Consider the following 23,856-nt stretch of genomic DNA (forward strand, 5'->3'; position numbering starts at 1 on the left):
CTTTGAGAAATTCTGCAGCAATCAGCAGGCCAGATTCCTCACAGAGCACTCATTCTGACCTAAAGCGATAACCAGTGGTCTCGTCGTCGATTGTGGCTCGAATTCCTTTTCCAGTCAAACTCTCGAAATCAGAGGGATCTGGGAGGTCAGTCACATTGCCCTCGTCGGCACGGGTGAGGACCGCCTCGGCAATCGGATGTTCGCTTCGCTGTTCCACTCCTGCGCCGTATCGGAGGACATCTGACTCGCTATGATCTCCGAACGGAATGACGTCGGTGACGGCGAGCTCGCCTTTCGTGAGCGTCCCGGTCTTGTCCATCGCGATGGCGTCGACCTCGCCCATCGCTTCAAGGTGGTTTCCGCCCTTGATTAGGACGCCGTTCTTCGCGGCGCTCGTGATGCCCGACACCACCGAGACGGGCGTCGAGATGACGAACGCGCAGGGACAGGCGATCACCAACAGTGTGAGGCCGCGAATGAACCACGTCTGCCACGGCCACCCGAACGCAAGCGGCGGTACAGCAGCAGTGAGAATTGCCAAGACGACCACCGCTGGCGTGTAGTAGCCCGAAAACCGGTCGACGAACTTCTCTTTTTCTGTTTTCTTTTCTTGAGCGCCCTGCACCATCTCGATGATCTTTGAGAGCGTCGAGTCCCCGGCTGTCGACGTAACCTCCACTTCGAGGTAGCCCTCCTCGTTGATCGAGCCGGCGTACACCTCGTCGCCCTCGGTCTTGTCGACGGGAACACTCTCGCCAGTGATCGGTGACTGGTCGACCGCGCTCTCTCCCTCAATGACCGAGCCGTCGAGCGGAATCTTCTCGCCGGGACGGACAACAACGGTCTCACCCATCTCCACGTCTTCAGCTGGCACGGTCACCTCATCGCCATCCCGGCGGACCGTGGCCTCATCCGGTGAAAGCTCCATCAACTCGCGCAGCGAGTTGCGTGCTCTGTCCATCGCATAGTCTTCAAGCAGTTCTGCGATGCTGAACAATACAGCCAGCGTCGCGGCTTCAACGAAGTAGCCGATCCCGGTCGCCGCGAGGATCGCCGTCCCCATCAGGAGGTCGATGTCGAGGCTCCGATTGCGCACGGAGTAGTACCCGCCGCGAACGACAGGATACCCGCTAACGGCGATCGCGACGAGAAACAGTCCATCCGCGACTGTGAGCGAATGGCCGAGAAGAGTCCCAACCTCAGGATTCTGTCCGGCGAGAACGAACTCGAAAAGGAGCCCGAGCACGACGAAACCGGCCCCGATCCACGTCTTGATGGCACGCGAACTCGTCCAGATCTCCGACGGAGGTGCAATTTCCATGCCATCAGCGGATTCTTCGTCAGAACCGTCTTCGCCGCCAATGACTTCATAGCCCGCACCCTCGATGGCCGCAACCACGTCGGCCTCGGCGGCACGGTTAGGATCATAGGCCACCGTGGCTGTGCCCGTCGTGGGTTGCAGGGTGGTGTCAGTGACCCCATCAACGCGCTGGAGGCTCTTGTCTACTTTCTGCGCACAGGAGGGGCAGTCCATCTCCGGGACGGTAAGCCGGACGGACAACTCTCGCGCCTGCTCACTATCGTTTTCCCGCTCCGCTGCGTCTACATTTTCAGGCATTACTGCGAGATAGGACAGCCAACTTGATAAGCGTTAGTTGGAATGTTCCAATACGGAGCCGGATCAGAGCGACGTTGACAACTCCTCGGGTAGCTGCTCGTGAGTGACGTACTGCTTCGCCAAGTGTTCCTCCGCCCGCCGGAGTCGGTAGGTGAGCGTCGACCGTGGTACATCAAGATGCCCAGCCAATTCGGCCACGTCGACCTCCCGTGGTGACTCGTAGTAGCCGTGTTCGACGGCGGCCTGGAGAGCTGCTTCCTGCTCTGACGACAACTCGGCTGCACTGTCGTCTCCGTTGCTCGTCGGTGTCGAGGTAGCTGCCGTTCGGAGCATCTCCATTCGGGCGCAGTCGCCGACAGCAGTCTCAAGCTCGTCGAAGAACGCACTCACGTCGCCCTCACCGGAGTGAATGATGCGCCACGTATAGTGGCGACTCTCGTGGCGCGTGTCGAACAGCAGGCCATCGCCGAGATGATCGCGTGCGATGTGGGGGATGGATGCACAGAGAGAAGTGCGCACCCAGTACGAATAGAGGACGAGCGTGTCGTCGGTATGGTCGAGAACCTGTGTACTCTGGGTAGCGTCGCAGTCCTCGGTAGCAAGACAGTCCGCGTAGTAGTCGCCATTGAGGAAGGCGTCTTCGATGTCAGCGAGAGCGTCTGGCGTTCCCGTAGCGTGATCGACACGCCAGAGACGGTCTTCGGTGGCGTGCAGTGAGAGTGAACGAATCGAAGCATCCGGATGGTCAGCGAGAGTATCTGCTACTCTGTTGCATCCTGCCTCGTATTCAACGGCGAAGACGAGTTCGCGCATATGTTGCTATAGCTGCCACAGAGCCATAACACATGGCTTCGGACTGTCCAGGTTCGGTTATCGGAGTTAGATCACGTCGTCTGGGTCGTGAGTATCTTGCATCCGCTGTGCTTCGGCGGCGTACCGTTCTTGGAGGTCGGAATTGTCGACGGAACCGAGGTTGCCCGAGTCAGCGTCGACGGCCGCTGTCGTGTCGCGTGTGTCAGTAAAGGAAGTCAACGCCCGCTCTTTCCGATAATACTGCTCACCATCAGTGGTCGCGTAGGTGAGAATGATCAAATTCTGCTCATCGTCAGAGTAGGTACGTTCAACTAACCATACACGCGCGTCGTCATCCAGTTGATCCGGCATATCCGTCTACTCGTCGCTCCTAGTGCTCTGTCAGTCATCAAGTGATGGGTATAGCCGTTTCAATTTGATGCGAGCATCGTCAGTCGTAAATCGCCAGTCGATATCTGTGTCACCGCTGTTTCGTTCCTTCTTCCATGCGGCGACCTCCTGACGGAGTGTCGCCCCGTCCGGGATGCGGCGGTCAAGACACTGCTGTTGAATCGTATTGAACTCGATCTCCGCCATGTTGAGCCAGCTACCGTGGACTGGCGTGAAATGAAATTCAAGCTTATCGAGTATCCGGCGTGCTTCAGCCGGTTCGAAAGACTCGTAGAAAGCGGCTGGATTGTGCGTATTGAGATTGTCCAGCACCACCCGGATGCAATCCGCATCCGGGTAGTGCTGATCAACGAGATGCTGAATGAAATGCACCCAGTCTTCGGTGGTGCGCCGGTCTTTGACAGTCACCGCTCGCCAGCCGGCGAGCGGTTCCGAGGCCAGAAACAGGTTCTTGGTGCCGTTGCGCTCGTAGTGATAATCTTCGCGGGCAACCGCGCCCGGCTCGGGCGGGCGCGGTTGCTTGACTTGCTTCATCAGTTGAGTCGGATGCTCGTCGAAGCACACGACGGGCCGTTTAGGATCATATGGTTCGCGGTAGAGCGAAAGGACATCCTCCATGTGGTAGATGAATTCGGTATCCTGCTCTGGCGGAATCACCCATTGCTTGGATCGGTGAGGCTGCAACTCGTTTTTTTGAGGACTTCGTGAACGGTCTGGTGAGAGACCGATTCGTGGCCGATCTCGTCGAGAGTAACGAGTTCGTCGGCGAGAAGACGCAGGGTCCAGCGAGCGCGCCCTTCGGGCGGCTCGCTGTTGGCGAGAGCGATGAGATGAGCTTCGTCCTCGCCGTCAAGTTTGCGTTCGTATTCACGGTCGGGGTCACGGCGTTGAATCGCCGTGATCCCATCTTCGGTGAATCGTTCGCGCATACGCTTGACTGTGGAAACGCCACAGTCAAGCGCCTCGCTGATGTCTTTATCAGTCCAGCCTTCGTCCACCTTTAGCAATATTCGTGCTCTGGTGACTTTTTGAATTCTGTGTATGCCACTTGAAACCAAGCTCTCAAGCTCGTCTCGTTGATTTTCAGTTAGGTCAACCGTGTACTTTTTGCGCGACATGGGTATGACTGCACGAAAGAACTCCAACAAGATAAAACCAGTCAAATTACGAATTACAGAGCACTAGGGATTAAATGGTTGAGAAATCACGTAGAGGGGACTTCGTATAACTCGAAACCCATCTCGACAGTGTAAATTCCAGTAGATACTCTAAACGAAAAATGGATGGCCGACTTCTGGTACTGAGTCAAGCAGATAGTGTCAGTTTCATTGGTGGCATTTCATAGAACGCCGTCGGCGGTGGCGCAGAATGGTTCTCATAGCGTGATGGTTGGACTGGCGATGTCGTTGTCTCGTTCGTGATTCGTGAGTGCAACTGCGAGCCGAAGACACAGCGCCAAGAAGACGTGAGATTCGACTCTGACTCGGCCTCGGACCCGTGGGGTCCCGAGGCCGAGATCCTTACAGACGCCAATCGCTGTCTCGATCCGTGACCGTTTCCGGTAGGCCTCATCTAACCGCTCTTCTGTAACTGCAATCGTGTCCTCAACACGATATTCGATATCGAGCGGATCAGTAGCGTTGCGTTGGTTATACGGGACAACCGGCACGACCCCCTGCTCCAGCAGGCGGTCGTGCCAGTCAAGCATATCGAATTCCGCATCACCCAGCATCCAGATCGGCTTCTTGACGGCGAGCGCGTCACTGGTGACGCGCATCGCCGTCTCCTGATCGGCCTTCTTTGCGGGTGTGAACGTGGCTGCAACCGGAATATTGTCAGCAGCGGTCACCAGACAGCAGCCGTATCCGTAGTAGAAATCGTCTTCAGCGTGATCGTAGTTCCACTCAGCATCCTCATCCTGCTGATCGGCAGGGATGTCGGTACCATCGATCCGATAGAGCTTGCCGAGCGGTACCTGCTCGGCAAGCTCGTGAACCAACGTGATGAACACGTCCTCGGCAACGAGAGCGAAGTCAGTGATGAACCGCTCAAGCGTCCGCCGTCCCGGCGGACGCGTGAATCCACATTGTCGCCAAACGTCCTCATTATGGAGTTCTCGGGCCATTGGACGCGGCCCGTAGATATCGTGGTAGAAGCAGTGTAGAAGACCCTTCAGGAGCTCCGGTGGCTGGTGAATCCGTGTTCGCCCCCTTGGATCGGGGGCGAACACGGGATAGTCAACGAGAAACGAGAACTCAAGATGCTTGAAAAGCGCTGTTGTCTCAGTCTCCAGTGCTTTGAAGACCTGTTCGACCGTCGCGTTATCCGGTAGGATGGACTTGATCGTAGACACATCAAATCTATCCTACCGCATTCCATGTGAGGACTTCTGCGCCACCGCCAGAACGCCGTCTCATATCCTTCATGACGGGATACCTTCGATGTTGCATCGATAGTTATTTTCAATTCGTCACCCGGTTTTACCGACGGAACAATTGCCCCATAGTGATAGTGTAGCTCATCATCAAGTCCTTCCGTCAACTTGCCGTTGAAAACTGGGTTGCCGTTCCGGGTGAGACGAGCGGATAGTGACATTAATGGTACCATATAGCGGTTGTAGGGGGTCCGTGCGGACACGGCCAGATACGTCTGGTTGCGAGAGCCGCCGACCTGTGCCGCGTTCAACGCCGTCACGACAAAGACTGCATCACCGCTTGTCGCTGTACCGAGGACGGTTCCCGGAAGTGAATCGACTTTCGGGAGTTGGAGAGGGAGGATTCCCCTCATATTCATCGGTTCGACAGCGCCTTTCGTCCCTTCTTTTGCTTGCGGGATATCGCGGTATGTGGTCTCGTCCAGTTTCGTCTGACTGAACGTGAACGAGAATTCGAAGCGCGCAGAACTATTATCTGCGAATGCTTTCATTCGCCGTATCGCGGGGCCAGCGGATTCTATTCCGGCGAACTTGATACTCACCCTATATGTTCCTTCACCGGGTAGCTCGACATTATCTCCGAAATGGAATCCCATTGGTTGAGTAATCATCGGCCATGGAGAGAAATATTCAATCGTTTCGTTGCCGTCTCGAATTTTGATCTGTGGAATCAGGTACGGAATCACAACACCGGTTTCTGTCTCCCAAATGATCGGCATGAGATGGATAGAATCATCGGACTTGACAGTGACTTTCTTTCGCTGACCTGCACTGTATATCCAGAGCCGTTGGGGCCGGGAATACGTGAGTGCACATGTATATCCACCCTGCTGGGAAATTCCAGCGGTTTTCACTCCGTCGATATGACTCGGATAATAGACGGCTTTCGGGCGGTTCTCTGGTAAGGGAGGCGGTCGCTGCTCTCCCAAGTCTCCAAGAGCACTGGTACAGCCAGCGAGGCTCGCCGTCCCGGCTCCGGTCGCAAGGGTCAGGAACTCACGCCGACGCATGGTTACTCCTTCTCTCTTTTGCAGTTTTGTTTCCTGCTCGTTCAATCGTTTTGACGAGATCTTGATTCATAGGACGTGCGAGCGTCAACCCTGCGAAATGAGTATGTGTGAATCGTGAATCGAGCAGCTGACGTGCTCGGTCGGGGGTCGTCGCTTGTGTTTGAGTGCCTGTCATCGTGGATTGGGAGAGGGAAGCGCTCGCAGTCCGCGCGGCGGCAGGAGGTAGTTGCCGCGGCGCGTCACGCTCATGTACTGGAGGATGCCGTTGTTGTTCTTCCGGCCGAGCGCGGATTCCTCGGCAAGATCGGTCCCGGTCATCGACTCGCGGGTCTCGGCGAAGTCCGCTATCTCCTGCTGGAGCGAGAGGAAATGCAGCGTTGCCTCGTCACCGTCGGTCGAATCGAAGTCCCGCCGGAGGATGATCGGCCGGTCGTTTTCGCGTGCACGGGCGGCTTTCTGCGAGTGACCGACCGCCCCCGACTCGCGGGCGGCTTGGTTGGCGGGCGGGCAGTCGTCCATCTTGCTCGATTGTCCTAGATTGTCGCCGTCGCCCTCGACGATTCCCGATTCGGCGTGGGCGGGACAGAACATCTTGCCGACCCGCTGGTAGCGACTGTCCTGTTCGTACCACTGGTCGAGGTGGAGTTTAATCGTCGAGGTTTGTTGGGTCGTCCCGCCCGCGAACGGTCCCGATTGAATCGTTACGTCGTCCTCGGTCGCCTGATTCTTATCGAAACCGGATTTGAAACCCATGTACATCGGGGCGTCGTCCGGGACTGGCTCCGAGTCGGGGATTCCTTGCACGTCCTGATTGTCCGCAGGCAGGCCATCGCCGACGAAGCCCGTTCGCCGGTCGATACGCTCGAAGATTCCACCAAGCGACGTCTCGACATCGATCCCAGTGAGGGTCTCTTTATTGCCTAGTAGTGCTTCTTCGGCGGCTAAGACGACCTGTCCGTAGTCGCTAGCAAGATGGACGACCGCGTCCGGACGGTCGAGGTCCGGGTCCTCAAACGGCGTGAGTGCTTTCGGCTGCTGGAGGCCGACCGATTGCGGGAGGGAGCTATCGAAGCGCTCGAAATACGCTGGCGAGTAGCTCACCGTGAATAGCAGACCGTCATGGGAGTGAGGATAGGCTTCTTCGAGCGTTCGTAGGGCCTCTTCCATCTGCTGTCGGTGGTTTCGCGTCGGCGTACCCTCGTTCCCGTAGCGGAGATACAACAACACGCGATGACGTGGACCGAGGTGATTGTCGTTGTCGCCAAGTGCAAGGAACTCGTTCCATGCATATTGGCGCGTCGGCAGTGTCGAGAGATCATCGGGTCCCTGTGAGAGATCAGGAGCATTCTCGCGGGCGAGACAGGCCGATAGCGCTGCCGGGCCACCGATTGCAACGGCGGCTTTCACGAACGCGCGCCGGGAAAGACCACGCTCGGTGCTATCTGGCATATCCAGCTCTACATGCTGTAGCGGAAAGCCGATTCGGGTGCATGCCTCGAAAGCCCTTCTCTACCTAATGTCAAGCAGGCAGATTCCTCAACCATAATTAGTGGCGAAATCATATCAACGGCTAAATTTCGCAGGGGGTTGTGAATGACGAATCGACCTAGCCGACCTTTGGCCACAGGACCTCTCTCAGACTTCGTGTTCGGAGTAAGTTTACCTCATTCTCGGTCAATCTGTCAAAAAGAACCCCACACTCCACGTGAAATTCGCCACACCAAATTCATTATTTCGATCAATGTAAAGTGATAGCTTATATTGTTCGCCATTAGATCGCATTTGTGGACGACCGATTAGACGCATTTCGGCGGGCGACGTGGGCGAACCTGCTTGGTAACACGCTCAAGATCGTCGTTGAAGGAAGCGTCGGTCTCGCCTTCGGCAGCGCAGCACTCATTTCGAACGCTGGGCATTCGGTGGCCGACCTCGCCGCTAGCGTTGTCGTTCATGTCTGGGGACCGACCGCGTTCGAGCCACCGGACAGTACCCACCAGCATGGTCACCAGCGGTTCGAGCCGCTGACTGCACTGTTTGCCGGCGGCGTGCTCATTCCCCTTGGGGGAGTACTCCTCTACGACAGCGTTCAGAAGTATTTGTCTGGGGACGAACTCGCCTTCAGTATCTATCTTCTCGGAGCGCTCGTTTTCTCAATGGTGGATATGTATCTCACGTATCGATACACCGAACACATCAACCAAACGGTCGATTCGTCGAGTCTGCACTCGCTCGCACGGGATTGTCTGAACGATTTCTATACGATCATCGCTGCTCTCGTCGGTGTGGTCGGCGTCTGGGCGGGCTATCCGATCTTCGACCCGCTCGCCGGAGCACTCATCAGCCTCGTCGTGATGGAAGAGGGAGTTGAATTGGCACGCACAAACATCCGATATCTGCTCGATAGCGCGCCGCCTGAAGACGTACAAGCGGCGATCCGCACGACTATCGTCGAACATCCAAACGTTCGGAACGTCCACGACTTCACCACCTACTACTCGGGGACCGATGTCGAAGTCGAATTTCATGCGGAAATCGATGCTGATCAATCCCTCGAAGACGCTCACACGCTCGAAACCGACCTGATTCGGACGGTACAGTCCCAGCACGACGTTAGCGATGTTCATGTTCATCTCGATCCCACTAGTCGAACGTCCGCTCCGGGGAAGCAGAACGGTCGCGAGGAGAGTAACGGGATGGAGAACGCGAGTTAGAACAGGCCGAGAATGAATCCGCTTCCCATCACAACGAGGACCGCTGCGGTGAACGTCGGCAGATAGTCGGCGTACTCTTCGAGGCGGTCCTCGTAACGTTCGTAGCCCGCCACGAGCAGGAGCGTCACGCCAACGAGGGAGACGATCACGGCGACCGAGTAGAGAAGCATCAGTTCGAGACAGTAAGCGGACCCTGTACAGATCGCGATGATATCGAACTCCTCGTTGTGAGCAAACCCGAGCGCGAATGCGAGTACGGCCATCCCGTACAGTCCTCGATCCGTATCCTCTTCGGAAGAGTCGTGTGAGTGTGAATGGTCGGAGCCACCCACGAATGGAATAGCCTGCCGGAGTCGAGCAAACATACCAGTGCTTTCGCTGTTGGTATGTGCATGATTGTGGCCGTGAGAATGGCCGTGGTCGTGGTCGTGAGCGTCCTCGTCGTGGTCGTTGCCGTGTTCCTCAGAAGAGTGGTCGTGACCGTTGAAATACTGCCAGATTCCGAGTGCGATCAACAGCCCACCTGCCACGTAGTTCATCCATCCGATCTGCGTCAGATCGAAATACGAGAGCGCGAAGAAGTACACGAGCACCATCGCAATACTGCTGATGAGGTGACCAATCCCGAGGATGAGGCTCGATGCGGCACCGTAGAACCACTTGTTCGGTTTGTCGAGCGCGTAACTCGCGGCGATTGCCCACCCGTGGCCTGGTGCCAGCCCATGAACGAGACCGAGAGCGCTTGCGCCAAGTGCGAGTCCTACTACCCCGTTTGCCATACGAACACTACTGAAACATCGACTGATAGGGGTTGTTATGGTCGATTCGGTGGATGCGTAATAATGAGGTTCATGGTTGGCACGGTCCAACCTACTTTCGATGCGAACGAGTCTCAACGTTCCACAGGAGGGTTCTTGATGAGTTCGACGAAACGTGGAAGAACGAAGGGCTGGAATCGCGCTCTCGCGCCGTGCGCGAGGCGATCCAAGAGTACATCGAGCGCCACACGAGTCTTGAAGGAATAGAGGGGCCTGCTGTCGCTGCACTCGCCTTCGATTACGAACACACGCTCGTCATCGGCGAGCTACACACAGTCCAACACGAGTTCGAGTCGATCATCCGGACAACTCACCATATGCACCACGGCGAATGGTGTCTGGAAACGATCTTCTGCCAGGGGTCAGCGATGCGGATTCGGGAACTCGTCTATCAACTCCGCGATTTCGACGCCGTTGGGCGGGTCAACGTGATGTTCCTTCAACCGGAACACGTCCCGATGGCGACCTCGGCATAGCGCAATAACAATCGGCCTAGCCGCTCTCAGACGAACACGTGGGGGCAATCGTTGATTCTCGTTATTAATTTGTCTCCGACTGGATGCTAGCGATTCTTATTTTACCCACCTATATTGGCAGTGACATTAATAGTTCTCTGGGGCAAAGGGTGGTATAATGAGTGACTCCCGACAGAGCGGTCCCGATGGTGGTCATGATCACGACCACGATCGTACGGGGGAATTGGATCACGTTCAGGGGGACACGACGTATGCCGAGAGCTGGCGATGGGTACGGCTGGCACGGATACAGTCTTAGAGACGGCGGACATCGCACTGATGGCCGACGACCTCTCGAAACTCCCTCTATCTTTCCCCTCTTTCGAGGAAGGTCAACGGCATCATTCGACAGTATATCGGGGGGGGGGGGGGGGGAGCCTCGCCGCAAAAGCCGTGCTCGCTATCGGTGTCCCATTCGGATTCGTCTCGGTCGTGCTCGCCGTGCTCGCCGGCAATGTCGGGGTCACCCTCCTCGTTGCCGGGAATGCGATGCGTCTCTCAAGGGTTACCCCGGATCGGGAGAACGGCGACGTGTGAACCGAGATGGCTTCACAGTCGTATTTCTGCCCGAGTGGTCCGCTGTTGCACTCGAATTTCCGAACATGGCATCGTCGCTTCTCAGTGTTGTCGGCATTACGCTCGTTCCATTGATAGCGGTGGTCGTTGGAGGAGTGATCGCAACCTTCCGACGCGTCGGCGGTATCGCAGTCATACTCGCAGGCGGGTTCGGGTTTCTCCTCGGCTGGCCGAGTCTTGCAATCGTCGTCGGTTTCAGTCGAATCGACGTGACACGCTTTGCGATCGCGCAGTGGTCACGCTCGAAGGAGTGGGTAGACAAGGTGATGCTTGCAATCGTATCCAACGGCGTATTGGCACTCAGCGTCGTTGTTGCTGAGATCGTTTGGAGGGTGACCGATCGTGCGTTCGTGAGCACCTGACTCATTCTTGTCCTTCCGGTCTGGTGTCTCGAACATATGCAGATGACACTCACGCTCGATTCTGAGAGGCGATCATCATCACACTATATATGAAAACCTATCGACGTTGATTTCAGGGTCTTCCGCGCACGCGAAGCCTATCTGCTTGAATTCAGATGTTATTGAGTTGTGCGAAATTCACCATACTTCATTCCAAGTAAGAAAGCTACAATAGAGAAGACGACCATCGATGGGAGAACCATCATAAACACAGTCGATGGAGCCATCACAGTCGTAAGCGCTACTGAGGCGATGACGACGATCAAAACAAGCGGACCTACTGAACGCTCGAAACCCCATACCATACCTAATGTCGTCGCTGTGCCGACAAAAGCGTTTAGCATCTGGATCCAAGTAAACGGATTGCTTACACGTAATTTACATCGGGGAATTCGGTGGATTAAAATTCGCAGGTGGCCGCTCATGACGAATTCAACTAGCCGACTTCTGATTACTATGGCAAGTTCTGAAGTACTGATCGGCATGCTTCTAGGTCTGTTCTATTTCGGCTAGGTGGTTGCTGTCTGATAGGGTGGTAAAGGTGGCAGTATCTAGAAGGGATCGGCGAGGTCGAAGCCGCCGGACTCTACTCGGTCTCTTGTATCCCATGCTTTGCCTTGACCCGGCTAGGGTAGCAGATTTTTCCATCGAGTCAGTGCCAAAAGAACTGATAAGAAATGTAGAAGGAATTCGGGACACTGTTTCAGTCGATCTTTAACACATAAAAGAGATATGCGCTGGCTCTCAGTTTTTGCCATGGAGTACGGCTTGGTCGCCGGCTGGCTCGTGGCTTCTCTGGCTCTCGGGCTGGCTGGTCTGCCACTCGCCGCCAGACTCTTCCAGCAATTTCCCGACCATGGGACAGCCTTCGCACTTCCACTGTCGCTTGCTGTCGTCGGACTCGTAGCCTACTGGACCGCCTATATTTCCCTCACCCTTGGCCTCGTGATCGGGCTGCTAGTTCTCGTTAGTCTGTCGGCATTTTCGATTCGTGGTCTCAACCGAACCGAGTTCGATGTTCACCGAATGATCAATCCGGCAATTGTGTTCGTGCTCGCTTTTTCATTCCTGGTCACCGTCCGCGCAGTTGACCCAGGGGTGCATCCAAGCGGAGGTGAGAAATTCCTCGATTTCGGCCTGCTCAAATCGCTCCTCCGCACGTCGCGCCTTCCACCTGAGGACTTCTGGTTCGCGAGTGAACCAGTTCGGTATTATTACGGCGGCCATCTCGTCGTAGCCCTCTTAGCGAAACTCACATTCACTGAGGCACGCTATGCGTACAACCTCGCGCTTGCAGGCTTCTTCGGAATGCTCGTCACCGCAGCCTACGGTCTCGCAGGCGCGATTGCAGCCGAGCGCAACCGTTCGGCACGAACAGCGGGCGTAATTGCGGCCTTTTTCGTAGGATTTGCGAGTAACCTCGAAACGCCTGCACGGGCGTTGCTGTGGGCGCTTCCCGACAGGGCAACCCAGAGCGTTGCGGACTGGTTCGGCGTCGAAATCAAGGGTCTTGCTGTTTCGCCCGCAGCCTTCAACTACTGGGATGCGAGCCGTGTTATTCCCGGTACAGTGAATGAATTTCCACTCTTTGCATGGCTCAACGGCGACCTCCACGCTCACATGATGAGTACACCATTTTTGCTCCTCGTGGTGGCACTCTGTTTCGCGTACTATCGGACACCAGCTGACGCGCTGCGGCGGCGTCGTGCACTCATCTTTGGAGCGATGCCACTGGTAACGGGGATACTCGTAGTTATCAACACATGGAGCTTTCCGACCGCTATCGGCGTTGGCTGGCTCACGCTCACGTTTGCTAATGAGAATCCTGCGACGCTGTTCCCGCGGCCGATTGCAACCCAATTTCCGTCGGACGGACAATTAAGTATCCGACAAGAGGTGATGCAGACGGCAAGTGCGTTCGCGGTTGCGGTAGTCGTCCTCGTTATGGGGATGTCCTGGTCATTGCCGTTCTGGTTCGGTGCGGCCAGCGGACGGGCTATTGGGTTCCTCCCTGATCGAAGCGCACTGGGTCCGCTGGTGCTCGTCTACGGTGGATTCTTGCTTGTATTCGTTCCGTATCTTCTCAATTATGCACGCTCGCTCGGTACTCAGATACGGGAAGCTATCCTCGCAGCGATGGTCGGACTGGTCGCGGTGGCATGGCTGTTTGATGCCGCTGCGCTCGCGGTGTTCGGCCCTCTGTTGCTCGTCGGCTGGCTGGTGCTCGCAGTACGACGTAATTTGGAGCACCCGTCGGATTCTGTGGAGTCGATTGTCGTTCGTGGACGACAGTTCACTAAGTCGGACAGTGGAGGTGCTGAAACTGGTGTCTCTCCCTCGGTTCCCGCAGTCGGCTTCGAGACTCTCTTGTTGGTCGCCGGCGTGGGTCTCATTTTGCTGGTTGAGTTCGTCTACGTTAGGAACAACGCCGCCCCAGGCCGGTTTAATACAGTGTTCAAAACCTACGCACAGGTTTGGATACTCTTTGGAACCGCGGCGGGCGTAATTGGTGCGTGGGTAGTTGATGCCCATCGACAGTGGTGGTCGTCGTCTGACACTCTGGCGCGGCACTGGCGCATAGCGGGCTACGGCCTGCTCACACTGGTCGTGATTTCGACCGCAATGTATGGTGCGCTTGCACTCACTGACCATTTCACAAACGAGGGCGGCGTGAAACAAGTGGACAATCCGACGCTCGATGCACTCGAATTCGTTTCCACGATGCATCCCACTGAGGCCGAAGCGATTCGGTGGCTCGACAATCGCACAGGCCAGCCCAACATGGTCTCGGTACCGGGATGTGGATGCAATGAAAACGAGGAGCTGTGGCCCTACCACTGGGTGAACGCGCCATCCAGCCTCACCGGAATACCGACGGTCGCTGGCTGGGACCACGCGGGCGATTACCACAGCCGCGAGGCATACTTCGAACGTGTCGAGGATATCGAAACCATCTACGGGGGAACGCCCGAACAGCGAGCGCGACTCCTGAAAAAATATAACGTTCGGTATATCTACGTCGGTCCGAGCGAGCGCACGGCCTACGACGTGGCCGAATTCGGCAAATTACGCGGTGTTAACGTCGCTGTCCGTTTGGAAATAGTGACGATTTACCGTGTAAACCGAAACCAACTGCCGGCTTGAGAACGCGAAATGCCAGCGGCTAGGGCTGTCGTTACTATCGCAGGTCTCAGCGAGGCACGCTCCTCCGATTCCGGCGTATACGTTCGACAACTGACGAATATGGTAATTATTGCCATCGCCTACGGATGGCTTTGATAACCCGCCCGCAACCGAAGTGAGTACCAGCGAATGACCAACGAAACCTTCAGCATATAGTGCTCTGTAGGATCACTAGACGGAGCTTGATTTCGGCGTTTCCACTGGATCAGCCGGCGGTTAGAAACCGGCCTACCTCAGTTAATTTTACAGATATCTAACTGTTCGACGAAAGTTGTAGATGGCACACTTCAGGGTCATCTCCCGAAACTCCAGAGGCCAGCTCCGCGCGCGCACGGCGGAACCGAGCGTGCGCTTGATGGCTGAAAAGGCTGTTTCGACATCCAGCGGTGATTGTAGCTGTCCGAGTCCATGCGAGCGTTGTGAGCGTGATTGAGCGAGTTGTGCAGCCGATGCTTGATGAGCGGATGAACTCCACGAGAACGGAGTTCCTCGCGCGCCTGGGCCAGCCGTGAGGACCGATGAGCCATGCCGCCGGTCCCGGTACCGCTTGCACGCGGCGTCTCGGGTCGAAATGACACACTCGACGCCCGACGAACTTTAACGGACTGCCATCGAGAAACACACCAGCATAGATATGACACCGACAGACACCACCGTTCCGACCGAACCGTCCCGCAGACGATTCCTCTGTGCGACCGCCGCAACCGGCACGCTCGTCGGCGTCGGCGGTCTTGCGGGCGCACAGTCACGGCCGGAAACCATCCGCCTCGGCGGCGACATCGGCGGCTGGCGGGGTCGCGCCCCTGACGCAATCGCCAGAAAGACGAATCCCACTCTCGAACTCAAAACTGAAACGACCTATCGCATCACATGGGAGAACGTCGATGGGCAACCGCACAATGTCGCGCTGCTCGATAACGAAGGGAACACATTACAAAGAACTGATATAATCTCTGAAAAAGGGGCGACACAGACCTTCGAGTTCACCGCGCGCGAGGAGATGGCCGAGTATCTCTGCGAGGTCCACCCGACCTCGATGCGCGGATCGGTCAATTTCGGCAGCGACACGGCAACCACGACGGCAGCCGAGGGAGGAGAGGATGACTCGGAGCGATTTATCCCGGAGGGCGCATCGGTACGCATCGAGACGCTCGTTGACGGCGGTCCCACAGCGCCGCTTGACTTCGCGGTGCCGCCGGGCGGCAGTCGAAAGTTCGTCGTCGATAGGTTCGGACAGGTGTACGTCTACGAATCGGGTAGCTTGAACGAGGAGCCATTCATCGACGTGAGCGATCAGCTGATCGAGATCACCGGTGAGATGGGGCTGCTAGGGATGGCGTTCCACCCAAACTACCAGCAAAATCGGAAATTCTACCTGCGATACAGCGCGCCGCCACGCGAGGAGACACCCGATAATTTCGACCATACTGAAGTACTTTCGGAGTTTACGGCCAGCGAGAACGGCTCCATCAGCAATCCAGATTCTGAACGAACGATTCTCGAGATCCCGTGGCCGGAGAACACCCACAATGCCGGCTCGGTCATGTTCGGTCCCGATGGGTACCTTTACGTGGGGACGGGCGACGGTGGTGGCGCACACGACACCGGCCTTGGCCATGTATCTGACTGGTACGAGCGTTTCGAGGGTGGCAACGGGCAGGACGTCACCGAGAACCTGCTGGGGTCGATTCTCCGAATCGATGTCAACAGCCGGAAGGACGACAAGCCCTACGCGATTCCGGACGACAACCCGCTCGTCGGACGGGAGGGACTTGGTGAGCAGTTCGCGTGGGGCTTTCGCAACCCCTGGCGGATAGGGTTCAGCAATGGTTCCCTGTTCGTCGCCGATGTTGGGCAGAACGGCTACGAAGAGGTGAGTATTGTCGAGAAAGGCGGTAACTACGGCTGGAATATCCGTGAGGGTACCCACTGTTTCAAACCTGGACCAGAGGGAAGCAGAAATCCGCCCGAGAAGTGTCCGACCAAGACACCGCCGGATGTGCGAGGTGGCGAACCCCTCATTGATCCCATCATTGAGTACCCACACAGTTATGAGGGCAGAGGCGTCGGATCGGCGGTTATCGGCGGATACATCTACGAGAACAGCGCAATTCCCCAAATCAACGGCATGTACGTTTTTGGAGATTATCGTAAGACTTCGGAAACCGAAACGCCGACAGGGTCGTTGTTCGCTGCCACACCCGACAACGAGGGCCAGTGGTCGCTTGAGGAACTCACAATCGAAAACACCGACAACGGGCTGCTCGGCGCGTACGTTCTCGCACTCGGCCAAGACAACGACGGCGAACTGTATGTGCTCACCACGGAGAACCCGGGTGGGGATGCAACCGGCGCGGTCCACCGCATTCGCCCGCGGGAAAATACCCAACGGACAACTCGCCAGAACGCGACCGCCAGCACCACGAACGCCACGGCAACGAATACCGCCGCCACGCCGGCCGCAAACACCACCGCCATGACTACCGGCAACGCAACTGTAGACGCAACACCAACTGCGAACGCTACTACCGGAACGACACAGTCCGGAACAAGAGGCACTGCTGGAACGGTCACACGAATGGCGTCCACAACCGACTCCGCGAACGGAACAGCGGGCACAGATGGCGTTTCCGCCGGTGCGAGCGCCGGGTCCGGACCCGGATTCGGTGTGGTCGCTGCGCTGGGTGGACTGACGATCGGTGCTGCTCGACTGCTGATCGGGCGCGACGACTGAAGGATGCGCTACATACATATCTGTTGCCAGCTAGTTCAATTATCATATATTATTGTAGAATATTGAGATAAGGATATAGGTTTCAAGTTTAGCCATGTGTAAGAAACTCATCTAGCTGATCTCAGTTAGAATGGGCCCCAATTTTGCAGTATGTGCGTCACGCTTTCGAAGATCGCTTAGAGACTCACGCGCACCGCTCAGAGTGAGGAGGGGGGGGGGGACTATTGATTATTTATTAGATATATAATATAAGAAATAAAACACTAGGCATGGCGAGAGCGAATCGGGAAGCACATACTGGATGACAGTAAATCACGGACATCCACTAATGACTTCAGAACATGTCGGTAGCGGCACCGTGGCCAACTATCTGGTTACTTTCTCAGTCGCAATCGGACTTGCCGCTGGCGGTTTTCTTGCCTCAAACCTCTTGTCGCTTCCTCTTTTGGCACTGTTCTCATTCTTCGATGTCACCTTACAGAGTACTATCGGATACGCCACCTCAACGCTTCTCCAAGGTATTGCGTTTATCACAGTCGTTGTCATGTATATGCGCTATGCCAACCATCCAAACCTGCTCAATATTCGACGGCCCTTTGTGTCGAATCTCAACCGGGTCTTGCGGGACCTCGGGTGGGTTATCGGCGGCTCTATCCTCCTCCTTGTTGGATCACAAGCAGTAGGGATCGCTCTCCAGCAGTTTGGCCTCGCGCCTGGAACCAATCGAATCGTGAGTGCTATTAGACAGGATCCGACGCTGGCGTTGTATCTCATCGTGCTCTCGTTCGTTGCGACCGGGCCGGGTGAGGAGACACTGTTTCGCGGCGGCGTGCAAGGTATCCTCCGGGGTACGTTCTCGCCAGTCGCGGCTGTGGTTCTGTCGAGCATGCTGTTTGGTCTCGCTCATGTCACGGCCGTTGTCACTGGAGGCGGTGCGAGCGGTGTTCCGGGATACGTGATTTCAGCATTCGTCCTCGGTCTCGTCCTTGGAAGTCTCTACGAATACACTGACAACCTTCTCATCCCAGTGCTGGTCCATGGTGCATACAATGCAGTCCTCTTTGCTCAGCTCGCGATTGGGCTAGTGTAATTCCATTCGGTACTCGAGTTCAAGAACAGCGTCAACGATCTCGGAGCCACTTGCTCCATGATTGGTGCATTCGTTAGCAATTTTTTAGGTCTCTCGCCTGGTTTCAGCCGAGACGAACACGCCAGATTTCTGTGGAGTCATTATACTTCCTCAAACGGCTCTACACTGAGTGCACAACTAAGGGTGTCACTTCGTAATTGCTTGCAAAACCATCGGTTTCACGCCGCAACTCTCCACATTTCGATCTTGTTCTACTTCTCTCTGCGGCTTCAGAATTGAAGTGTATAGAGACAATTACTGCAACCTACCAAATATATTATATTATGACAACCGGTTCCCCCCCCGTCCTTATGCTTGTTGTGCCCAGAAAAATCCGTATGGGGTTCGACAACCGGAACATTCGAGTACTGTTTATGCTTATCATCAGCACACTCGTGAGCTTGGTAGTAGTCCTATTGTATGCGGCAACAGAGTTTGAGTAAAATGGGGACGAAAGATTGGTGGCTCGTACTCTTGGTATCGATTGCTATATTTGCTCTGCTAGTCGTATTATTGGTAGAATACTGTTAGCCGCATTTACTATGACGATTCTCACACTGTGGGGAAAGGGTTGGACTCGGTGCCTATTGGGGAACAGATGGCTCACGCGCGTGGAATAAGTAACGACGACCTCTCGCCAAAGACGGTCATGCTCGGCGTTGAGATCGGCGAGACGCCACTCGGATTTCCGCTCCCTCGTGTTAGGGCAGCCGACGGTGTCGTTCAAACGACAGTCGGTAGTCGGAACATTGTCGTTTTCACCACCCGTCGACGGGATTCACGGCTTCGTGAATCCGGAACATTTGTTCGAAGTGACTGAAGCAGGAGTCATCGCGGATAGGAACAACACGGAACCATCGAACGGCTATGCGGCGGACGGTCGGCGTCTTGGATGTCTTCCTACGCACCGTCTATTCGCGCGTGGAAGGATGATTTATCGGACCGGACGCCTTCTATTGGCCAGTGCGACTGAAGGCAGAAAGATTGATGCGTCTACCATTATTTACGCTGCCCGACGCACTCATCAGTTTATCAGGGACCGCCGTCCGCGCTGCAGTAGCACTCACCGCGACAGTACGTCATTTCCTGCTTGCCGACGGTGAACCCAAGCGATGCGAGTGACGCAAGCGTCGTATCAGTCATACCCGAGCGCGGGCGTACTGACCCTGCCGTCGCACCATAGGGTTTTGCACCGACTTCGAGTCGCGTCGTAATCTTTCGTTCATCGGCGTCGATGACTGCCACTTCGTTGCGGGTCTGCACTGGAACGTAGAGTTTCGTCCGCTCCGGGTTCCACGTGCTGACATAGGCGTTTCCACCGAGGGCGATCCGCTTTACGACTGACTGGGTGTCAAGATCGATGACCGTCACGTCCTGTGAGTTCGGCGTGAAGACGAACAGTGTGCGGTCGTCCGGGCCGATCTCGCTCGTCAACGGCATCGCGCCGAGACCGTCGGCGGCAGTCAGTCGCGCGAGTTCCTCCGGAGCGGTGGGGTCGCTCACGTCCCAAATGCTTTCGGTGCCATTGGTGCCCTCGCTGTGTTCGACGGCGAGGTACTGTCCGTCCCACGAAGCAGTCCCCATCCAGGGCCGTGCGGCCTCAACGCCGTCGACGACCGGCTCGACAGCCACTTGCGTGGCGACCTCGAACGCCTTAACATCGAGTACGGTGAGCGTATCACCGTAGAGATCGGGAACGAATGCATACGTGCCCTCGGGATGGAAAGTGACGTCACACGGACCGGGACCGTTCCTGCGGCCATCATACCCTTCGGTGCGATCGATGGTGGCGGTCACCTCGCCGAATGTCTTGGAGCGCCGGGCGGCATCGATGCGGTACTGGGTGTGTGCCGGTTCGCGTGCGCTGACGACGAGACTGCTCCCGTTGGGAGTCAGCGCGAGCCAGTTCGCCCCCGAGCCCGTCTCGACGCTTATGGCCGATTCGAGTGATCCGGCCGTGAGCGCCCGTACACCGTTCGAGACGTTCAGCCAGAGGTGGTCATCGGGAACGTCGGTGAGCCGGGGTGCGTACTGATTTGCAGGGAACGAGGCTGTTGTGCCGATGTGCGTCGTCGTCACCACTTCGTCGGCCACAGCGTCGATGACGCTTAGGGTTCGGTCGCCGGTGTTGAACACGTACACCGTTGGCTCGTCAGCCTCACTCCCCACCCCCGAGTCACCCAGACAACCGGCTGTCGCAGCTGTTATCCCGGCAGCTGTTGAGCCTCGAAGCATTTGTCGGCGCGAGACGCCAGTTTCGTATGGATCCTGTCGCTGGGGACCAACCGGATTCGAGGTTGGATCACCGGACGATGTCATCAAATACCACATGAGTTGCCGAGACAAGTCTCTGCTGGTATGTATGCGCGTGATGGACTGCCGAAGATCACGCACGACTACAGTGAAATTTCCGCTTCGTGGGGTAGACTACTGGCTCACCGATGATCACGACTCCTACAACGACATTTTGCCGGATCGGGTGAAGTGCCTCGTCCACACGCTCAGGACACGCGCTCGTCGCCGCGAGCGCGTGTCCGAGCTTCACGAAGCGAGTGAGTTGGGGAAGCTACGGGAGTATCTCGAAGACGAGTACGAAACCGCGTACGAGAAACTAGGTGGCAACACTCAGAGAAAACTATCCAGCGTTCTGGGACAACGAGGCGGAAGAGTTCACCGGGCCGGTGAGTATGAACGCGATAGAGGGCGGCAACTGGTGGTTGAAATACGAGCTTGGCGTTCCGTACGCGCGGTGCCGTGGGGCGCGCGTACATCGTTGTTGGCGCTACAGGATTCGATATTGACGTTTGCGAACGGCGAGCCGGCGGAGAGATTTGCTCACCGCCGCGACTCGTTCAGCTTCGATCAGATGTTGGGAGAGTCTTCACTACAGACGCTACCGCCGCGAGAGAACGAGCAAGTGGCTCAGGCGGCGGCGTAGAAATCGGAACGCAGAAGCAACAGGTAGTGCCAGCACTTCACCCGCGTACTCTTCACCACCTCGGGGTTAGGTAGGATAAGTATAAGACCGCCAATACTCAAAGGCGCTCTGTCGCAGTTGTACCCTGTCCGGATGACGGAATGTGGTCCCTGCGTGATCAAGTAGGTCCGAGATTCATGCTTATCTTGCTGACCCGACAGTCCCGGTGAAAGAAGAGTATACTACCGAGTACTGCAGGCGTGAGATTTACGACCTATCGAAACAACGGGGTAATTGTGACTTCCCAGCAAGACCGGCTGACAACGCGACGACGGTATTTGTGTGGTCTTTCTGCGGCACTTACCGCCGGTCTCGCCGGCTGCTCGGGTGTGTCCGGCGGTCAAGAGACAAACGCAAACACGACCACTAGTTCGCCGACGGAAACGCCAACGAACGCAACGAACGAGAATCAATCAGCTACTGCGAGTCCGTACACCCAGGTCTATCAGAAGACAATTGGTTCGGTCGTTCTCATCCGCGTGACCGGCCAGTCTGGTCAGGGTGGACAGGGGTCGGGATTCGTCTTTCGGGGGAATCATGTCGTCACGAATGCACACGTCGTCAGCAACGCATCGAGCGTCCAAGTCAGGTTTTCAGAGGGCGAGTGGCGCTCGGCATCGGTTGTCGGTACCGACCCTTCAAGCGACCTCGCGGTCATTGAGGTACAAAACCCGCCGAAGTATGTGCGACCACTCCCACTGGTCAGGAACGAGCCCGCCATTGGAACCGAAGTAGTCGCCATCGGCAGCCCCTTCGGATTCGAGGGGTCGGTCACGTCGGGTCTCGTCAGTGGCATCAATCGCTCGATTCCTGCACCGAATGGCTACACAATTCCTGACGCCATCCAGACCGACGCGCCGGTCAATCCGGGCAATTCGGGTGGCCCGCTCGTGAACTTGAATGGGCAAGTCGTCGGGGTCATTAGCTCCGGCGGCGGCGAAAATCTCGCGTTTGCTATCTCAGCGGCGCTCGTCTCGCGGGTGGTCCCGTCACTTATCGAAAACGGCGAGTACGAACACGCCTACATGGGCGTCGGGTTACGGACGGTCACGCTCGAAATCGCCGAGCAAACGAGTCTTGACCGTCCCCGTGGTGTGCTCGTCGGTAATGTGCGTTCGAATACGCCGGCTGCTGGCACCCTTGAACAGGGCGATGTCATCATTGGCATCGACGGCACTCGAATCGACACTCGCCAACAGCTCTCTTCGTACCTCGCACTTCAGGCCTCACCGGGAGACACGGTCGAGGTCACTGTTCTCAGAAATGGTGAACGCAGAACGGTCTCACTTACTCTCGGATCACGTCCCGAGCGGCCGGGAACGCGCAGCCGGACTACGACTCCACGGTGACCAATACCGAGGCGGATCCCCGCGCACCTCGCACCCCGCATGCTCGTCGTCTTCCAGGAGCCTGCGGTGTTCTGCGAGTCCTTGCCTGCGGAGCGTCGATAGCGAGCAGGCAACGTTCGAGCGCGCACTCTAATACTCCTGGGAAACCCCGGCTCTCCGGTCCGTCGAACAGTGTCCGATACGTCCTGAGTCTTGTGGATACCGGATATCAAATACACAGACCACTACGTCTTCGAAGCCTGGTTCGATATCGAGGATTGTCGTTGTAGTGCAAGCAGGAGAAGTATGACATGATGACTTTTCCGATTTCTGCCTACGGTACTTATCAGTGTTAAATTCTATTTTCTATTCGATGGGGGGTGACAAGAGAATTGCGACAAAGCAGGAGGTAGTGGTGTTGCAATTGAAAAGATGGCACATAACTGTGGAATTTTTGTATTCAATCATATTATCTCTATTTAACCAAGCAAACGTAAGAGCTCCCATCTCATTCGGATACGCTAATCGAAACGACTACACAGACCCAGTTCAAATGCTCGCCATGGTGCCATTGACGCTTTTCGGTCCAATCGATACCTACCTCGGTCCAGTAATCGAATACGTCATTTTCATTCTTGTATTGATAAATCTGGCAACACGCCATGTTGCACATAAATCTCATGTACGACAGGCTGAACAGGGCGGTGCCGAAGCAATCAGCCGCCATCCTGCTCATACTGCTTCAACTCTGCTTTTGATTCTCAGTTCATACTATTTTTTAACGCTTGAGGTGCATGCTGGAGCAGTATTATCAGTACTTGTAGTGGGGATGTTTATTTCTGATTTCTTTGGTATTGAGGCACGACAAATTGAAGCTCGTCGTGATATGAAGCTTGAACGGCCAAAAGCAGCAATCGCCGCCTCGATACTCGTATTCCTGTATTCCTTCTATCAGAGCCTCTTTTTCCTACTTGCACCAATTTGGAATGTGATTATTTAGCGCCACAACTCGCTGCTTCAGCAGGATGTTCTCGAACTTTCTCTCGAGCAGGGAAGTATGGAATCGATAGATGTATTGATTGAAAATGAATTGAGCAATCGCTTGATAACATTAGAATTCGTCGGCAGCGATACTGCGGCCAACTGTCTACCCACTCTCTCAGTCGTAGTCGGGCCATTTGTCAGTGGTTTTCTAGCCGCAGACCTCCCTCATTTCCTC

At 56.1% G+C, this 23,856-nt stretch carries 16 protein-coding genes and 5 pseudogenes; 9 read left to right on the forward strand and 12 right to left on the reverse strand.

Annotated features, from left to right (window positions below; translation table 11 throughout):
* Positions 1-76 precede the first annotated feature (76 nt).
* The 8 genes and pseudogenes from ACQUQO_RS14710 to ACQUQO_RS14745 form a co-directional block, all read right to left on the reverse strand.
* Positions 77-1,618, reverse strand: a pseudogene (locus ACQUQO_RS14710) (heavy metal translocating P-type ATPase); the annotation flags it as partial.
* Positions 1,619-1,681: 63 nt separating this feature from the next.
* Positions 1,682-2,431, reverse strand: coding sequence for a helix-turn-helix domain-containing protein (locus tag ACQUQO_RS14715; protein ID WP_435078902.1), 750 nt, complete (start codon positions 2,429-2,431; stop codon positions 1,682-1,684).
* 66 nt (positions 2,432-2,497) lie between these two features.
* Positions 2,498-2,782 carry a hypothetical protein gene (locus tag ACQUQO_RS14720; protein ID WP_435078904.1) on the reverse strand — a complete coding sequence of 95 codons (285 nt, stop codon included), beginning with the start codon at positions 2,780-2,782 and terminating at the stop codon, positions 2,498-2,500.
* Positions 2,783-2,812: 30 nt separating this feature from the next.
* On the reverse strand, positions 2,813-3,607 hold the full coding sequence (locus tag ACQUQO_RS14725) for an IS630 family transposase (protein WP_435078947.1): 795 nt from the start codon (positions 3,605-3,607) through the stop codon (positions 2,813-2,815).
* Positions 3,577-3,939: pseudogene (locus ACQUQO_RS14730) on the reverse strand (helix-turn-helix domain-containing protein); the annotation flags it as partial. The gene ACQUQO_RS14725 and the pseudogene ACQUQO_RS14730, both read right to left, overlap by 31 nt.
* A gap of 257 nt (positions 3,940-4,196) precedes the next feature.
* Positions 4,197-5,174, reverse strand: coding sequence for a transposase (locus ACQUQO_RS14735; protein WP_435078906.1), 978 nt, complete (start codon positions 5,172-5,174; stop codon positions 4,197-4,199).
* A gap of 56 nt (positions 5,175-5,230) precedes the next feature.
* Positions 5,231-6,265: pseudogene (locus ACQUQO_RS14740) on the reverse strand (iron transporter); the annotation flags it as partial.
* 171 nt (positions 6,266-6,436) lie between these two features.
* Positions 6,437-7,714 carry a DUF7405 family protein gene (locus ACQUQO_RS14745; protein WP_435078907.1) on the reverse strand — a complete coding sequence of 426 codons (1,278 nt, stop codon included), beginning with the start codon at positions 7,712-7,714 and terminating at the stop codon, positions 6,437-6,439.
* A gap of 335 nt (positions 7,715-8,049) precedes the next feature.
* On the opposite strand from ACQUQO_RS14745, the gene ACQUQO_RS14750 reads away from it, so the two are divergent.
* Entirely contained in the window at positions 8,050-8,976 is a 927-nt protein-coding gene (locus tag ACQUQO_RS14750; RefSeq protein ID WP_435078909.1) for a cation diffusion facilitator family transporter, read from the forward strand.
* On the opposite strand, the gene ACQUQO_RS14755 is transcribed toward ACQUQO_RS14750, so the two are convergent.
* Positions 8,973-9,755 (reverse strand): hypothetical protein, encoded by a 783-nt coding sequence (locus tag ACQUQO_RS14755; protein WP_435078911.1) that lies wholly within the window; start codon positions 9,753-9,755, stop codon positions 8,973-8,975. The two genes, ACQUQO_RS14750 and ACQUQO_RS14755, sit on opposite strands and share 4 nt — an antisense overlap.
* A 100-nt stretch (positions 9,756-9,855) precedes the next feature.
* On the opposite strand from ACQUQO_RS14755, the pseudogene ACQUQO_RS14760 reads away from it, so the two are divergent.
* The 3 genes and pseudogenes from ACQUQO_RS14760 (at position 9,856) to ACQUQO_RS14770 (ending at position 11,247) form a co-directional block, all read left to right on the forward strand.
* Positions 9,856-10,270 (forward strand): annotated as a pseudogene (locus tag ACQUQO_RS14760) (CopG family ribbon-helix-helix protein).
* Between the two features lie 267 nt (positions 10,271-10,537).
* Complete coding sequence (locus ACQUQO_RS14765) at positions 10,538-10,846, forward strand: hypothetical protein (protein ID WP_435078913.1); 309 nt, start codon at positions 10,538-10,540, stop codon at positions 10,844-10,846.
* A complete protein-coding gene (locus ACQUQO_RS14770; RefSeq protein ID WP_435078914.1) occupies positions 10,843-11,247 on the forward strand; it encodes a hypothetical protein in 405 nt (134 codons plus the stop codon). The genes ACQUQO_RS14765 and ACQUQO_RS14770 overlap by 4 nt, the downstream gene beginning before the upstream one ends.
* Before the next feature lie 158 nt (positions 11,248-11,405).
* On the opposite strand, the gene ACQUQO_RS14775 is transcribed toward ACQUQO_RS14770, so the two are convergent.
* On the reverse strand, positions 11,406-11,591 hold the full coding sequence (locus tag ACQUQO_RS14775) for a DUF7333 family protein (protein ID WP_435078916.1): 186 nt from the start codon (positions 11,589-11,591) through the stop codon (positions 11,406-11,408).
* A 451-nt stretch (positions 11,592-12,042) separates the two neighbouring features.
* On the opposite strand from ACQUQO_RS14775, the gene ACQUQO_RS14780 reads away from it, so the two are divergent.
* Positions 12,043-14,430: a DUF2298 domain-containing protein gene (locus ACQUQO_RS14780; protein WP_435078918.1), complete on the forward strand. Its 2,388-nt coding sequence runs from the start codon at positions 12,043-12,045 to the stop codon at positions 14,428-14,430.
* Between the two features lie 282 nt (positions 14,431-14,712).
* Here the strand turns inward: ACQUQO_RS14780 and ACQUQO_RS14785 are convergent.
* Positions 14,713-14,963 (reverse strand): annotated as a pseudogene (locus tag ACQUQO_RS14785) (transposase); the annotation flags it as partial.
* A gap of 140 nt (positions 14,964-15,103) precedes the next feature.
* Here ACQUQO_RS14785 and ACQUQO_RS14790 point away from each other — a divergent pair.
* Together ACQUQO_RS14790 and ACQUQO_RS14795 are read left to right on the forward strand one after the other, a co-directional pair.
* Complete coding sequence (locus tag ACQUQO_RS14790; protein WP_435078920.1) at positions 15,104-17,203, forward strand: PQQ-dependent sugar dehydrogenase; 2,100 nt, start codon at positions 15,104-15,106, stop codon at positions 17,201-17,203.
* Positions 17,204-17,531: 328 nt separating this feature from the next.
* A complete protein-coding gene (locus tag ACQUQO_RS14795; protein ID WP_435078922.1) occupies positions 17,532-18,293 on the forward strand; it encodes a CPBP family intramembrane glutamic endopeptidase in 762 nt (253 codons plus the stop codon).
* A 1,071-nt stretch (positions 18,294-19,364) separates the two neighbouring features.
* Here the strand turns inward: ACQUQO_RS14795 and ACQUQO_RS14800 are convergent.
* Positions 19,365-20,501, reverse strand: a complete 1,137-nt coding sequence (locus tag ACQUQO_RS14800; protein WP_435078924.1) for a hypothetical protein — start codon at positions 20,499-20,501, stop codon at positions 19,365-19,367.
* A gap of 1,044 nt (positions 20,502-21,545) precedes the next feature.
* Here ACQUQO_RS14800 and ACQUQO_RS14805 point away from each other — a divergent pair.
* Both ACQUQO_RS14805 and ACQUQO_RS14810 read left to right on the forward strand, forming a co-directional pair.
* Entirely contained in the window at positions 21,546-22,658 is a 1,113-nt protein-coding gene (locus ACQUQO_RS14805; protein ID WP_435078926.1) for a S1C family serine protease, read from the forward strand.
* A 541-nt stretch (positions 22,659-23,199) separates the two neighbouring features.
* Entirely contained in the window at positions 23,200-23,637 is a 438-nt protein-coding gene (locus tag ACQUQO_RS14810) for a DUF7313 family protein (protein ID WP_435078949.1), read from the forward strand.
* Positions 23,638-23,856: the final 219 nt, after the last annotated feature.

Origin of the sequence: Halococcus sp. AFM35 (assembly GCF_051195015.1) — an archaeon.
Lineage (GTDB): Archaea > Halobacteriota > Halobacteria > Halobacteriales > Halococcaceae > Halococcus.

Bases quoted from the DNA above. Each gene is read 5' to 3' on its own strand.
- ACQUQO_RS14715 (WP_435078902.1), bottom strand. From the start codon at position 2,431: ATGCGCGAACTCGTCTTCGCCGTTGAATACGAGGCAGGATGCAACAGA.
- ACQUQO_RS14720 (WP_435078904.1), bottom strand. From the start codon at position 2,782: ATGCCGGATCAACTGGATGACGACGCGCGTGTATGGTTAGTTGAACGT.
- ACQUQO_RS14745 (WP_435078907.1), bottom strand. From the start codon at position 7,714: ATGCCAGATAGCACCGAGCGTGGTCTTTCCCGGCGCGCGTTCGTGAAA.
- ACQUQO_RS14755 (WP_435078911.1), bottom strand. From the start codon at position 9,755: ATGGCAAACGGGGTAGTAGGACTCGCACTTGGCGCAAGCGCTCTCGGT.
- ACQUQO_RS14765 (WP_435078913.1), top strand. From the start codon at position 10,538: ATGGGTACGGCTGGCACGGATACAGTCTTAGAGACGGCGGACATCGCA.
- ACQUQO_RS14775 (WP_435078916.1), bottom strand. From the start codon at position 11,591: ATGGTATGGGGTTTCGAGCGTTCAGTAGGTCCGCTTGTTTTGATCGTC.
- ACQUQO_RS14780 (WP_435078918.1), top strand. From the start codon at position 12,043: ATGGAGTACGGCTTGGTCGCCGGCTGGCTCGTGGCTTCTCTGGCTCTC.
- ACQUQO_RS14790 (WP_435078920.1), top strand. From the start codon at position 15,104: ATGACACCGACAGACACCACCGTTCCGACCGAACCGTCCCGCAGACGA.
- ACQUQO_RS14795 (WP_435078922.1), top strand. From the start codon at position 17,532: ATGACTTCAGAACATGTCGGTAGCGGCACCGTGGCCAACTATCTGGTT.
- ACQUQO_RS14810 (WP_435078949.1), top strand. From the start codon at position 23,200: ATGGTGCCATTGACGCTTTTCGGTCCAATCGATACCTACCTCGGTCCA.